Here is a 13,908-nt window from a genome sequence, read left to right as displayed (position 1 = left end):
GTGATCTCCTCCGCTCTCAGAACAGGTCGACGTCGACTTCCATTTGCGTCTTCGCGCCGGCACGGGCGACGCGAATGTGGTACGCGGTCTCCGGCAGCAGCTTGGCGAAGTAAAAACGCGCGGTGGCGAGCTTGGAAGCGTAGAACTTGTCGCCGCTGCCTTGCTTGTCGAGCGCGATGCGGGCCATGCGAGCCCAGAAATAAGCGAACACGAGATGGCCTACCACGCGCTGGTACGGCACGGCTGCCGCGCCCACTTCATCCGGGTTGGCCATCGCCTTCATACCGATTTCCATCGTCAGCTTCTGGACCTTGTCGCCAATATCCGCGAGCGGATTGACGAACTCCTGCATCTCTTCCTTCACGCCCTCGGCTTCCACGAAATCCTGCACCATCTTGCCGAACTTCTTGAGCTTCGCGCCCATGTCGCCAAGCACTTTCCGGCCAAGCAGGTCGAGCGCCTGAATCGAGTTCGTACCTTCGTAGATCATGTTGATACGCGCGTCGCGCACGTACTGCTCCATGCCCCACTCGGCGATGTAGCCGTGGCCGCCATAGATCTGCAGCGCGTGGTTCGTGCACTCGAACGCGTTATCGGTCAGAAAAGCCTTGATGATCGGCGTGAGCAGCGCGACGAGATCGGCGGCTTCGCGACGCTCGGCGTCGTCGCCGTGCGACAGTTCCTTGTCGATATGCAGCGCGGTCCAGTACGAGAACGCGCGACCGCCCTCCACATAGGCCTTTTGCGTGAGCAGCATGCGACGCACGTCTGGATGCACGATGATCGGATCGGCGGGCTTGTCCGGTGCCTTCGGACCGGTGAGCGAGCGCATCTGAATGCGCTCCTTCGCGTAGACAAGCGAGTTCTGGTAAGCGACTTCCGTCAACCCAAGACCCTGCATGCCAACGCCCTGACGCGCCGCGTTCATCATCACGAACATGGCGTTGAGACCCTTGTTCGGTTCGCCCACGAGCCAGCCCCGCGCGCCGTCAAGATTCATCACACATGTGGCATTGCCGTGAATGCCCATCTTGTGCTCGATGGAGCCGCACTTGATGCCGTTGCGCTCGCCCGGCGCGCCATTCGCGTCGGGGAGGAACTTCGGCACGACGAACAGCGAGATGCCCTTCGTTCCCGGCGGCGCGTCCGGCAGGCGCGCGAGTACGAGGTGGACGATGTTGGCGGCCATGTCGTGCTCGCCGGCGGAGATGAAGATCTTCGTGCCCGAGATGGCGTACGAGCCGTCGCCATTCGGCTCGGCCTTCGTGCGCAACATGCCCAGATCGGTGCCGCAATGCGGCTCGGTCAGGCACATCGTGCCGGTCCACTCGCCCGACACGATCTTCGGCAGATAGGTCGCCTGTTGCTCGGGAGTGCCATGGGCGTGCAGGCATTCGTAGGCGCCATGCGACAGACCGGGATACATCGTCCATGCCTGGTTCGCCGAGTTGAGCATTTCGTACAGGGCGTTGTTGACGACCTGCGGCAGCCCTTGGCCACCGAACTCGGGGTCGCACGCCAGCGACGGCCAGCCGGCCTCGACGTATTGCTCGTAGGCTTGCTTGAAGCCGGTCGGCGTGGTGACGACGCCATCGCCTTCGTATTTGCAGCCCTCGCGATCGCCCACCTGGTTCAGCGGGAAGACCACTTCGCTACAGAACTTGCCGGCCTCTTCGAGCACCTGATTGATGGTGTCGGCGTCGATGTCCGCATGTTTCGGCATCGCCTTTAATTCGTTTTCCACGCCCAGCAGTTCGTGCAGAACGAATTGCATGTCGCGCAGCGGCGCGTTGTACTGTCCCATGACCTACTCCTCCCAACAAATCGAATTGAATCGCGGACGGCTCACGCCTCACCCGCGCTGATAAGACGAAATCAGTTTTTCCAGTGCCACCCGGGTCATCTCTACTGCGCCGGGTTCCCGAAGGAAACGCGCATCGTGATGCAAACCAAGTGTCAGGCTGTACATTTCGAAGAGCATCAAGCGCGGATCGGTGTCCGCACGCAGATGACCTTCCTCTTTCGCTTGCGTGATCGCGCGCAGCAGGGCGGATCGCCACAGCCGCACGCTCTTCACCAAGGCTTCGCGCACCGGGCTGGCTGCGCGATCGTCGTACTCGACGGCACCGCTGATATAAATGCAACCCGTCGTCACTTCGCGAATTCGCTTGTCCATCCAGCGATCCACCAGCGCTCTGAGTCGCGGCAGGCCGCGCGGCGCTTCCATGCCGGGGGCGAACACCTCTTCCTCGAACCGCCGGTGGTATTCGCGCAGCACTTCGATCTGCAAGTCTTCACGCGAACCGAAGTGCGCGAAAACGCCGCTTTTGCTCATCTGCATACGGTCGGCCAGCAAGCCGATCGTCAGCCCTTCAAGCCCATCGCGCCCCGCCAGCTCCAGCGCAACGTTCAGGATTGCGGCACGTGTCTGTTCACCCTTTCGCATGTGTATGGCATCGCTCTCGTTATCTGTTCCCCGATGCTAACCAAAAAATCGAACGGCCGTCCTATTATTGAGGGACACCCATGGGCGAACAAGGAATTTATTAGATCGGAATACCTAATCGGTACCGTTGGCGGGATGGTTTCGGCGGCGTCTGCGCAGGCACTGGCCGGAATGGAAGACGCACGGGTATGTGACGCCCCTGGGGCGGGACTCAGTCGTATTTGCCGTGCGTGAGGGCCTTCATCACGAGGCGATACAGACGGTACGCGGCCCACTGGCGCAAGCGCCGCCAGCGCGAGCGTTTGCCATAGCGGCCCGGGTCGATGAGGCGGGCCTCGGCGAACGCCTGGCGAATATGGTCGCGCAATTCGATGACCATCGGGTCGTCGAGCACCACCACGTTGGCCTCGTGGTTGAGGAACAGCGACAGGGCGTCAAGATTCGAGGAGCCGACCGTCGCCCACCTATCGTCGACGACGGCCACCTTGCCATGCAGTTGACGCACGTCGTACTCGCCAATGCGCACCCCGGCGTCGAGCAACTTGGCGTAGAGCCAGGGCACGGCGGTATCGAGCAGGCGAAATTCATTGCGTCCGATGAGTACGTGCACCGCCACGCCGCGACTGGCCGCCTGGGTCAGCGCGCGTCGCAACCGGCGGCCGGGCAAAAAGTAGGGATTCGCAATCCAGACCTCGTGACGCGCGCGGCCAAGCGCCATCAGATACGCCTTCTCGACCGCGCGGCGATTATGCAGATTGTCGCGTGCCACGAAGGCGGCCTGACCGGCGTACGGGGCGTGCAGTCGCCCGCGTTGTCCGCGGCGTCGATGACGAAACGGCGTGCCCAGGTACCCCGGCGCGAGACGCAGCCACTGAAAGTGGAACGCGATGGAGATTTCGGCGACGAGGGGCCCGCTGCATTGCACGGCAAAGTCCCAGCGCGGCTCGCTCATGCGCGTGCCGTCACCGGCGTTGTCATCGTCGATGATGTTGATGCCACCGACGAACGCCACCGCATGATCGACGATGGCCAGCTTGCGGTGCGTGCGCGAGAACCCGAACTTGCCGAACAGACGCGGATTGTAGATGCGGTACGACACCCCGCTTTCGCGCCAGTCGGACAGGAATGGCAGACTGCGGCGGGTGCCGACACCATCGATGATGACCCGCACCTCGACGCCGCGTTGCGCAGCGCGTTGTAGCGCAGCGGCGACACGCTGCCCAGCCGCGTCGGCTTCGAAGATGTACGTCTCGAGCGCTACGTTGCGCGTGGCCCCGTCGATCGCGGCGACGAGGGCTGCGAAGTAGCTCTCACCGAGATAGAGCAGCGTCAGGTCGTTATCGTGGGAGAACGGCAGGTACTTGCTCATCGGCGCGCGGTGCAGCGGCTAGCGCACGCGCAACGGCAACTGCCGGATGGCATCGCCGTTCGACGGTGAGAAACAGCGCTCGGCCGCCGCTTCCCAGGGCAGCCAGGCATAAGCGACGTGCTCTCGCGGGGCGAGCGTCACGGCTGTGTTCTGCGGCACGCACAAGCCGAACCAGTGCTCCGTATTGCGTGTGACGCCCGGCGCATAGCGATGTGCCCACCGTGTATAGATGTTGTACTCGATCTCGTGCTGCCAGTCGGTCAGTGCTGCGGGGGGCACCGGGGTCCCGTCCGCCACGCGGATGCCGGTCTCTTCGAAGACCTCGCGCACCGCCGTCTCGACCAGCGGCTCGTCGGGCCGGTCCTTGCTGCCGGTCACCGACTGCCAGAAGTTCTCGGCGTCGGCACGCTCGATGAGCAGAACATCGAGCGCCGGCGTGTAGATCACAACGAGCACGGATTCGGGAATCTTGAAGGGCTTCATGCAGGCATGGAAATCGATGACGGCGACGATGACGCATTGTATAGGGCAATCGAGCGATGCTGCGGCACGTCCGATATGTCCGATATGTCCGATATGTCCGGTATGCGCGGCCGCACGCGGTTGCACGCGAACCGAACATCGCCCCGCCCTGCCCGCTCGCATGACGCCAAAAACAACAACCCCCTCGCCAGACGGCAGAGGGGGTTGAAAGCGTGCGTTCGGGGCCGGGACGGGATCTCGGCGCCTCGTCGCGTCGTTCGCGTCAGGCCTTCGGCGCTTCCGGCTGACGCAGGCGAATATGCAGTTCGCGCAGTTGACGCTCGTCAACCGGCGACGGTGCCTGCGTGAGCAGATCCTGCGCACGTTGCGTCTTCGGGAACGCGATCACGTCGCGAATCGAATCGGCACCGGCCATCATCGTGATGATGCGATCGAGGCCGAACGCGATACCGCCGTGCGGCGGCGCGCCGTACTGGAGCGCGTCGAGCAGGAAGCCGAACTTCGCGCGCGCTTCTTCCTCACCGAGCTTGAGCGCACGGAACACTTTGCTCTGAACGTCTTCCTGGAAGATACGGACCGAACCGCCGCCGATTTCCCAGCCGTTGAGCACCATGTCGTAAGCCTTCGCGAGGCACTTGCCAGGATCGGTCTCGAGGTAATCGATGTGTTCGTCCTTCGGGCTCGTGAACGGGTGATGGCAGGCGACCCAGCGAGCATCCTCTTCGTCGTACTCGAACATCGGAAAGTCGACGACCCACAGCGGACGCCAGCCCGCTTCGAACAGGCCGTGGGCCTTGCCGAATTCCGAGTGACCGATCTTCAGACGCAGCGCGCCGATGCCGTCGTTGACGACCTTGGCCTTGTCGGCACCGAAGAAGATGATGTCGCCGTCTTGCGCACCGGTGCGCTCGAGGATCGAGGCGACGGCGGCGTCATGCAGGTTTTTCACGATCGGGCTTTGCAGACCGTCGCGGCCCTTCGCCACCTCGTTGACCTTGATCCACGCCAGGCCCTTGGCGCCGTAGATCTTCACGAACTCGGTGTAAGCGTCGATTTCGCTACGCGAGATCTCAGCGCCGCCCGGCACGCGCAGCGCAACCACGCGACCGCCTTCGGTCGTGGCCGGCACCGAGAAGACCTTGAAGTCGACATCGCCCATCACGTCGGTCAACTCGGTGAACTCGAGCTTCACGCGCAGATCGGGCTTGTCGGAGCCGAAGCGACGCATTGCTTCCGAGTACTCCATGACCGGCACCTTCGCGTCGAGATCGACGTCGATGGCTTCCTTGAACACGTGACGAATCATGTTCTCGAACAGATCGCGAATCTCCTGCTCCGAGAGGAACGACGTTTCGCAGTCGATCTGCGTGAACTCCGGCTGACGGTCGGCGCGCAGGTCTTCGTCGCGGAAACACTTGGTGATCTGGTAATAGCGGTCGAAGCCGGCCACCATCAGCAACTGCTTGAAGAGCTGCGGCGACTGCGGCAGTGCGAAGAACATGCCGGCGTTCACCCGCGACGGCACGAGATAGTCGCGCGCGCCCTCCGGGGTGCTCTTCGTGAGCATCGGGGTTTCGATGTCGATGAAGCCTTGTGCGTCCAGATACTTGCGCACTTCCATCGCGACCTTGTAGCGCAGACGCAGGTTGTATTGCATCTGCGGGCGACGCAGATCCAGCACGCGATGCGTGAGGCGCGTGGTTTCCGACAGGTTTTCGTCGTCGAGCTGGAACGGAGGTGTCACCGACGGGTTGAGCACTTCCAGCGCGTGGCACAGCACTTCGATCTTGCCGCTCGTCAGATTGGCGTTCTCGGTGCCCGCCGGACGGCTGCGCACCAGGCCCGTGATCTGCACGCAGAACTCGTTGCGCAGGCCTTCTGCGGCCTTGAACATCTCCGCGCGGTCCGGATCGCACACGACCTGCACCAGACCCTCGCGATCGCGCAGGTCGATGAAAATGACCCCGCCGTGATCGCGGCGGCGATTGACCCAGCCGCACAGCTTGACCGTTTGGCCCAGTTGTTGCTCGGTCACCAGACCGCAGTAGGAGGTACGCATGGACATTTTGCTGTTCCGATTCTCAAAAAAATGGCGCCGACGATTCCCGGTGGCTCAAAGGAGCGGGCCGGGACGTTGTTGGCGCGGGTTGTGGGCGGGCGCCACCACGCCCATCGATACGATGTACTTGAGCGCGGCATCGACCGTCATGTCGAGCTCGACCACGTCGCTCGCCCGCATCATCAGGAAGAAACCTGAGGTCGGGTTAGGCGTCGTCGGGACATAGACGCTCACATACTCGCCCTGCAAGTGATTGACCACGTCGCCGCCCGGCGCGCCGGTCAGGAAGGCGATGGTCCAGGAATCTGCGTGCGGATAACGCACGAGCAACGCCTTGCGAAACGCGTTGCCGCTGCTCGAGAGCAGCGTGTCGGAGACCTGCTTGACGCTGCCATACAACGGTCCGACGATGGGAATGCGCGTCAGAACCGCCTCCCACCACCCCACCAGCTTCTGGCCAATGAAATTATGCGTCAGAAGACCGACGACGAACACGAACGCGAGCGTCACCACCACGCCGAAGCCTGGCACGCGCATGCCGATGAGGCGTGACGGCTGCCAATCGTCCGGCAGCAGCAGCAAGGTTTGATCCATCGTTCCGATGATCAGGCCGAGCACCCAGAGCGTGATGGCGAGAGGCACCAGCACGAGCAGGCCGGTCAGGAAAATCGTCTTCAACGCGGGTTTTTTGACGCGCATGGCAGGACTCGCGAATGTGGGCGGCTACGGGGTATCAGCGGGGCGTATCGGTACTACCGCACGGCGGGCCGCTGGGCCCGGCGCACACCGGCTTTTCGATATCAGTGGCAGGCGCAACCGCCGCCGCAGCTTGCTGCCGGCGCGCTCGACGCCTCGCCGCCGGACGACGACGACGTGGACGACGTGCTCTCGCTCGACGACGCTGCCGGTGCCGCCGCGGCCGACGCCGCGCCCGACGCCGGTGCGCTCGTGCCGCCGCGGAAGTCAGTCACATACCACCCCGAACCCTTGAGCTGGAACCCGGCCGCAGTCACCTGCTTGCGAAACGTGTCCTTGCCGCATTCCGGGCACTGGGAGAGCGGTTCATCGCTCATTTTTTGCAGCACATCCTTGGCGAAACCGCATGTTTCGCAACGATAGGCATAGATAGGCATGGTTCTTTCCGACGGAAAAAGGCGCGCAAAGCCTTGAATTATAACCGCTTCACAAGGCTTTCGGGTTTTGTCCGCAGATATATGGGGCCGCAGCGATGCAAGATCAAGGCAAGACGTTGCCGCATTTAACGTATGCGGGATCTGCCCAATCGCGGCGAGAACCGTCCTATACGGCAAAGCGCGGTCAACGGTCGCCCTTTCGTCGGCCGACGTCTCCCCTCGCGTCCGATGGGTAAACGTCAGCAAACGCGCCATCTTTGTGGCATGGCCTGCCGGGACGATCAGATCGTCGAAACCCGCGGCTCCGCCGGACCGGCACCCTGGCCGCGCTGCGATGCGGGCTGCAGGAGCGAGCCGATGACCATGCCCGCGATCGAGGCCATCAGACCGGCCAATTGCGGCGGCACCAGCGCTTCGGGCACCAGAACTTCGCAGCCAATCCAGACGATCAGGCCGCAAAACACTGCGAGCGTGCCGCCCAGCGAGCTCGAACGCTTCCAGTACAGGCCGAACGCCAGTGGCACGAAGCAGCACACGAGCGTGACCTTGTACGCACTCTCGACCATATGGAAGATCGACGCCGTCGAATTCAGCGCGTACACCAGCACGAGCGCCGTGAAGCACAGCACGACAATGCGCATGAGTCGAAGCAGGTGCTTGTCGTCGATGTGGCCCCTGAGCATCGGGCGGATGATGTTTTCGGCGAAGGTCACCGATGGCGCAAGCAGTGTGGCCGATGCGCAGCTCTTGATGGCCGAGAGGAGTGCGCCGAAGAACATCACCTGTGCGACAACCGGAACGCTAGTAAGCACTAACTGCGGAAGAATCTGTTGCGGATCGGTACCGATATGCTTTTCCACCATCGACGGGGCGATCAGCAGCGCCGAGTAAGCCAGAAAGATCGGGATGAACGTGAAGAAGAAGTACAGCACGCCGCCCGTCACCGAACCGGCGACCGCCACATTTTCCGACTTGGACGACATCACGCGCTGGAACACGTCCTGCTGGGGAATCGAGCCGAACATCATGGTAACGCCCGCCGCGATGAACGCCAGCACATCGGCCGGATTCAGCGCTGGCAGGAATACGAACTTACCGGCCTGCGACGCGTGGGCGATCACTGCGCCCGCCCCGCCCGGCACCATGCCGGAGACTTCCACGGCGATGTACACGAGCCCCACGACGATGATGATCATCTGAATGAAGTCGGTCACGGCCACCGAGATCATGCCGCCGAGCAGCGTGTAGGCCAGCACCGAGACGGCACCGACGATCATGCCCGTCGGCTCGGACATCGCGCCGCCGGACACCGCGTGAAACACGAGACCGAGCGCCTTGATCTGCGCGCCAACCCAGCCGAGGTACGAGATCACGATGGCGATACTCGTCACCACTTCGACCGTGCGGTTGTACTTGAGCTTGTAGAAGTCGCCGATCGTCATGAGGTTCATGCGATACAGCTTGCGGGCGAAGAACACGCCGACAAGCACCAGACACATCGACGAACCGAACGGGTCCGAGACCACGCCGCGCAGCCCTTCGCTGAGGAAGGTGGCCGGAATGCCGAGCACGGCTTCCGAGCCGAACCATGTCGCGAACACGACGGCAATGACCATCCCGTAGGGCAGACGGCGCCCGGCGACGGTGAAATCCTTGGTATTACGGACCTTGAGGGCGGCGAACAGCCCGATGGCCACCGAAATGACCCAATACAGAATGACAAACCAGATCAGCATAACGCGGCCCCAGCCAATCCCCAGGGCGACGGCCGTGGCATGGCGGCGTCAGCGGCGAGCGTGATCCGGCCAGAGAGGGCCGCCGTGCGCGCTAACCGCTAACGATGCCGAGCCTTGGGCCGCAGCCTTCCGGGCAACAGAAAATCAGGTCGTGCATGACGGGGCTGATGCGACTCAGCGTGCGGGGGCGCCCGTTTTTGCCACCTGCCGGAAAAATTTTCGGCCGATTATAGCGGCGTGCACAGCGAGCGGGGAAGAAAATAACGATCTTCGCGACCGATCGATACAAATATCGGGAATTGCCTATCGTCTGAGGTAACTTTGCATGCAATTGGCACGCACGATCGGCAGATGCGATTCCGCCACGGCCAATGCGCCCCCCGTCAGATCGACGTTCAGCGCCGGCGCCAGATCATCCAGTGCTCGGCCCCGGCAAAGACCGGCACCGAGTCGTCGACAAGCCGATCGGCCTCGCAGACGAAGTCCTGACCGAGCAGCGCGTCGAGCGCCGCCGGCGCGATGCCGAACGGCGGGCCTTTCGGCGTTTCCTTCAGGAAGAAGAAACCGGCCAGACGCCCCCCATGCGGCAATAGTTGGGCCATCCGGCGTGCGTAGTCCTGCCAGAGCGTGCGGGGCAAGGCGCAGAGAAACGCGCGTTCGTAGATCACGTCGAGCGCGAATGGCGGCGCATAGGTAAAGAAATCCGCCTGTTCGACGAGCGCCGCCTGCGGTCCCAACCGGGCCTTGGCCGAATCGACGGCGACCGGTGCGAAATCGATGGCCCTCACCGGCCAGCCTTGCGCGTCGAGCCATGCAGCCTCATACGCGGCACCGCAGCCGGGGATCAGCGTGGCACGCGGCGCGCCTTCACCTGCCACGAAGTCTCGCAGCGCCTGCGGAACGCCGGCCGCGTCCCACGGCATGAAGGCGCTTGCAAACCGCTCGTCCCAGAATGCCGCTTGCGACGGATCGCGATGGGCGAACGACGGCGACGGGACCGCTGGCGCTGCGGGCGCACCGCCCTGCGCGGGACAATCATCGTCACGAGGCGCGGCGGGCGTGCCGCGAAACGGTCGAACAACGTATGGCACGGTGGGCTCCATGAAGGTCAGAATGGCCCGTAGAGCCAGACGAACGCCGCCAACACGCCGATGGCGATCCCGCCCACCAGACAGAAGGCTCCCGTCAGCAGCCGGTTCGTGCGGCGTTGCTCCTGCAGCAATGCGAGCAGCACGGTGTCGTCCTGAAGACGCGCGTGGGCAGCGAGCGCCTGATGGATGAGCCGCGGCAATTGCGGCATCGTCTTGCTCCACTGTGGCGCTTCGGCCTTCAGACGGTCGAACCAGCCGCGCGGGCCGATCTGCTCGGCCATCCACCGCTCGAGGAACGGCTTGGCCGTCTTCCACAGGTCCAGATCCGGATCGAGCTGACGACCGAGTCCTTCGATATTGAGCAGCGTCTTTTGCAGCAACACAAGCTGCGGCTGGATTTCGACATTGAAGCGGCGTGACGTCTGGAACAGGCGCATGAGCACCAGTCCGAGCGAAATTTCCTTGAGCGGCCGGTCGAAGTACGGTTCGCAGACTGCGCGAATCGCCCCTTCGAGTTCTTCGACACGCGTATCCTGCGGCACCCAACCCGACTCCAGATGCAGCGACGCCACCCGATGGTAGTCACGGCGGAAGAAGGCGAGGAAGTTCTGCGCGAGGTAGTTCTTGTCGAATTCGGACAGCGCGCCGACGATGCCGCAGTCGAGCGCGATGTAGCGGCCGAAGGTGGCGGGGTCGAGGCTGACCAGGATGTTGCCCGGATGCATGTCGGCGTGAAAGAAGCCGTCGCGCAGGAACTGCGTGAAGAAGATCTCGACGCCCTCGCGGGCGAGCTTCTTGAGGTCGACACCGGCCTCGCGCAGCACGTCGATCTGGCTGATCGGCACGCCGTGCATGCGCTCCATCACGAGGACGGAACTGGAGCTGAACTCCCAATAGATCTCAGGCACCATGAGCATGCCCGAATCGATGAAGTTGCGGCGAAGCTGCGCGGCGTTGGCGGCTTCACGCATCAGATCGAGTTCGTCGTGCAAATACTTGTCGAACTCGGCGACCACCTCGCGCGGCTTGAGCCGCTTGCCGTCGGGCCACAACCGCTCCACCCAACCGGCAAGATCGCGCATGAGCGCCAGATCGCTGTCGATCACGCCGAGCATGTTCGGGCGCAGCACCTTGACGGCGACTTCCTTGCCGGCGTGCTCGCCTTCGCGAACACGCGCAAAGTGCACCTGGGCAATGGACGCACTCGCCACCGGCGTGCGCTCGAATGCCACGAAGGCTTCTTCGAGCGGGTGGCCCAGCGACTTCTCTATGCTCGCGCGCGCGACGTCGGGATCGAACGGCGGCACCTGATCCTGCAAACGCGCCAGTTCCTGGGCGATATCGGGCGGCATCAGGTCGCGGCGCGTCGAGAGCACTTGCCCGAACTTCACGAAAATCGGCCCCAGCGATTCGAGCGCCAGACGTAATCGCTCTCCGCGCGGGGCTTTCAGGCCGCTGCGTCCGAACGACAGCACGCGCAGCAATCCGCGCGCGAAGGGATGGGGAATGCTGGAAAGCACCAACTCGTCGAGCCCGTAGCGATAGCACACGAGAAAGATCTTGATCAGACGCAGGAGACGCATCGGTCAGCGGCCTCCGGAGGTGCGAGCTACCGAGGCAGGCGCGCCGTCGCGCGCGCCCTTGCGGCGTTCCAGCTTCTCGATGCGCTTCTCGAGCCGCGCGAGGTCGTCACGCAGCGTGCCGATATCGACGCGCATCGCCTCGAGGCGCGGGCGCGCCACAAGCAGCGGATTCTCTTCAACGAGATAATCGGCGAGCGATCGCGCCAGGGTGCCACCGGTACGGCGCGCCTCAGCCACGGCCGCCTTGCCGGTCTCGGTCACGCGATGGGCAGCGGCATCGCCGATCACTTTGCTCAGGTCTTCGGCCACCTCCCAGCGCAGGTGCTGGGCAAGATACGACACGGTGTTGGCAAACTCGGCGTCGCCTTCGATCTTGACGTGACGCATCACGGCGGCCTGACCGCCGCCGGCAAAATCGGCGAGCGCCGCGGCTGGCACGGAGATGCTGACGTCGCAGGGCAGATCGGCGTCTGCGGCGACGAGGTAGCCGTCATCGCCCACACGCAGGCGCACGTCGATTGCCGACATCGCCAGCCGGGCAGACGCACCGATGTGATGGCGCAGGCGCTCGCGTGCCCAGGGTTCACGGGCAAGCAAATGGTTCACGGTGGCGGCAAAGGCTTTGGCGGCTACGGTCATGGTTTGACGGCCGGCCGGCGCAGAACACCGGTCGCACCCAAGGACGCCGCCCGCCAACGATCTGCGAACGGCAAAAACAAAAGAGCCCGCGCTTCAAACGCGGGCTCTCATTGTAAGGCAGGTTAGGACAAAAACGGCGCTTGCTTAGCTGAGCTGCTGAATTCCGGCGAGCACCCAGCCGCCGTTACCGGCCGCCGACTTCGTCAGATTCCACACTTCGTTGAACGGCTCGGCCGGCGCACCCTCCGCTTCGCGGATCAGGCCCGAGAAACGGACGCTCGCCACGTATTCGGTGGCCGATTGCTCGATCCCGAGCAATTCAGCGTCGAGTTGCACGACGTCCGTCCGATTGTCCGACTTGCCGCGCTCTTCGAGGTCCATCTTGATTTCCGCGAACATCTGCGGCGTGGTGAACTCGTTGATATCGGCCTGATCGCCCTTGTCCCATGCGGCTTGCAGACGGTTGAAGTACACCTTGGCGCTACGCAGGAAACCGTCGGCGTCGAAATCGGCGGGCACACCGAACGGCACGGCTGCAGCGGCAGCGGCGGCACCGACCGCAGGCACGGCCGACAGCGACGGCTGGGCCGATGATGTCGGTTGCGACGTCGGTTGCGACTGGCTGTCCCACGCCTGACGCAGCGTGTTGTTCGAGGCGTCATTGCCTGCGGCTGCATAGGCAGGTGTCTGCGTCTGCGACTTATTGCCGCGCAAGCGACGAATGAGCCACATCACGGCGAAGGCGATCAGCGCAATGACGATGATGTTGGCCATCATGCTGGCAAATGCACCGCCCAGACCGAAGTGCGAGAGCAATGCCGCGATGCCGAGGCCTGCCGCCAGACCGGCGATCGGTCCGAGCCAGCGGTTGGCGGGCTTGGCAGCGGCCGCCCCTGCGGCACCGGCACCGGCTGCGGCCGGCGCGGCTTGCTGCGGTGTAGCACCCGGGGTCGCCTGCGACGGTTGCTGCGGCGCTTGCTGGCGCTGCGTCACGCTGTTGGACTGCTTGCCGATGCTCCGGCCGCCGCCAACGCGTTTGGCGTCGGCGTCTGCGATCGTCATGCCGACCGCGACTACGCCGGCTACAACGCCCAACAACAGCTTGTTTTTCAGGAACTGGAACATCGTTCTGGTCTCTCCGTGGAGTTATAGGTTGCTGTGTATGGACACACCGCAACCCGAATGGTTCATCACCTTTTTATGTATTAAAACCGGATCAAGCGACGGCCGATTCTGCCACAGGAGAATTAGCTTGTTATTAGAGCTTGCTATTGGAGCTTGCTATTGGAGCTTGCTATTGGAGCTTGCTATTGGAGCTTGCTATTGGAGCTTGTTATTAGAGCAAGCGTGCCGAGCGCACGCGCCGCAA

12 protein-coding genes are annotated in these 13,908 nt (G+C 63.3%); all 12 read right to left on the bottom strand.

The features are described 5' to 3' along the window. Positions 1-16: 16 nt before the first annotated feature. The 12 genes from ACE3UG_RS05815 to ACE3UG_RS05760 all read right to left on the bottom strand — a co-directional run bounded on the left by ACE3UG_RS05815 (position 17) and on the right by ACE3UG_RS05760 (position 13,664). Positions 17-1,804 carry an acyl-CoA dehydrogenase C-terminal domain-containing protein gene (locus ACE3UG_RS05815; RefSeq protein WP_374620890.1) on the bottom strand — a complete coding sequence of 596 codons (1,788 nt, stop codon included), beginning with the start codon at positions 1,802-1,804 and terminating at the stop codon, positions 17-19. Between the two features lie 48 nt (positions 1,805-1,852). Further along, positions 1,853-2,446, bottom strand: coding sequence for a TetR/AcrR family transcriptional regulator (locus ACE3UG_RS05810; RefSeq protein ID WP_374620888.1), 594 nt, complete (start codon positions 2,444-2,446; stop codon positions 1,853-1,855). A 211-nt stretch (positions 2,447-2,657) separates the two neighbouring features. Then, positions 2,658-3,815 (bottom strand): cardiolipin synthase ClsB, encoded by a 1,158-nt coding sequence (gene clsB / locus ACE3UG_RS05805; protein ID WP_374620886.1) that lies wholly within the window; start codon positions 3,813-3,815, stop codon positions 2,658-2,660. Between the two features lie 18 nt (positions 3,816-3,833). Beyond that, the gene (nudB, locus tag ACE3UG_RS05800) at positions 3,834-4,298 is read right to left on the bottom strand and encodes a dihydroneopterin triphosphate diphosphatase (protein ID WP_374620885.1); all 465 of its coding nucleotides are present in this window, start codon (positions 4,296-4,298) and stop codon (positions 3,834-3,836) included. Positions 4,299-4,560: 262 nt separating this feature from the next. Next, entirely contained in the window at positions 4,561-6,363 is a 1,803-nt protein-coding gene (gene aspS, locus ACE3UG_RS05795; protein WP_374620883.1) for an aspartate--tRNA ligase, read from the bottom strand. Positions 6,364-6,411: 48 nt separating this feature from the next. Continuing rightward, the gene (locus ACE3UG_RS05790) at positions 6,412-7,056 is read right to left on the bottom strand and encodes a DUF502 domain-containing protein (protein WP_374620880.1); all 645 of its coding nucleotides are present in this window, start codon (positions 7,054-7,056) and stop codon (positions 6,412-6,414) included. A gap of 101 nt (positions 7,057-7,157) precedes the next feature. Beyond that, complete coding sequence (locus tag ACE3UG_RS05785) at positions 7,158-7,490, bottom strand: FmdB family zinc ribbon protein (protein WP_374620878.1); 333 nt, start codon at positions 7,488-7,490, stop codon at positions 7,158-7,160. A gap of 281 nt (positions 7,491-7,771) precedes the next feature. Then, positions 7,772-9,226, bottom strand: coding sequence for a sodium:solute symporter family protein (locus tag ACE3UG_RS05780; RefSeq protein WP_374620875.1), 1,455 nt, complete (start codon positions 9,224-9,226; stop codon positions 7,772-7,774). 395 nt (positions 9,227-9,621) lie between these two features. Continuing rightward, positions 9,622-10,317 (bottom strand): methyltransferase domain-containing protein, encoded by a 696-nt coding sequence (locus ACE3UG_RS05775; RefSeq protein WP_374620872.1) that lies wholly within the window; start codon positions 10,315-10,317, stop codon positions 9,622-9,624. 17 nt (positions 10,318-10,334) lie between these two features. Beyond that, entirely contained in the window at positions 10,335-11,900 is a 1,566-nt protein-coding gene (gene ubiB, locus ACE3UG_RS05770) for a ubiquinone biosynthesis regulatory protein kinase UbiB (protein ID WP_374620869.1), read from the bottom strand. 3 nt (positions 11,901-11,903) lie between these two features. After that, positions 11,904-12,539, bottom strand: coding sequence for an SCP2 domain-containing protein (locus ACE3UG_RS05765; protein ID WP_374620867.1), 636 nt, complete (start codon positions 12,537-12,539; stop codon positions 11,904-11,906). 144 nt (positions 12,540-12,683) lie between these two features. Next, positions 12,684-13,664 carry a Tim44 domain-containing protein gene (locus ACE3UG_RS05760; RefSeq protein ID WP_374620864.1) on the bottom strand — a complete coding sequence of 327 codons (981 nt, stop codon included), beginning with the start codon at positions 13,662-13,664 and terminating at the stop codon, positions 12,684-12,686. Between the last annotated feature and the right edge of the window lie 244 nt (positions 13,665-13,908).

It is taken from the genome of Pandoraea sp., from assembly GCF_041919235.1.
Taxonomy (GTDB): domain Bacteria; phylum Pseudomonadota; class Gammaproteobacteria; order Burkholderiales; family Burkholderiaceae; genus Pandoraea.
This window is presented reverse-complemented; position numbering and strand designations above follow the sequence as displayed.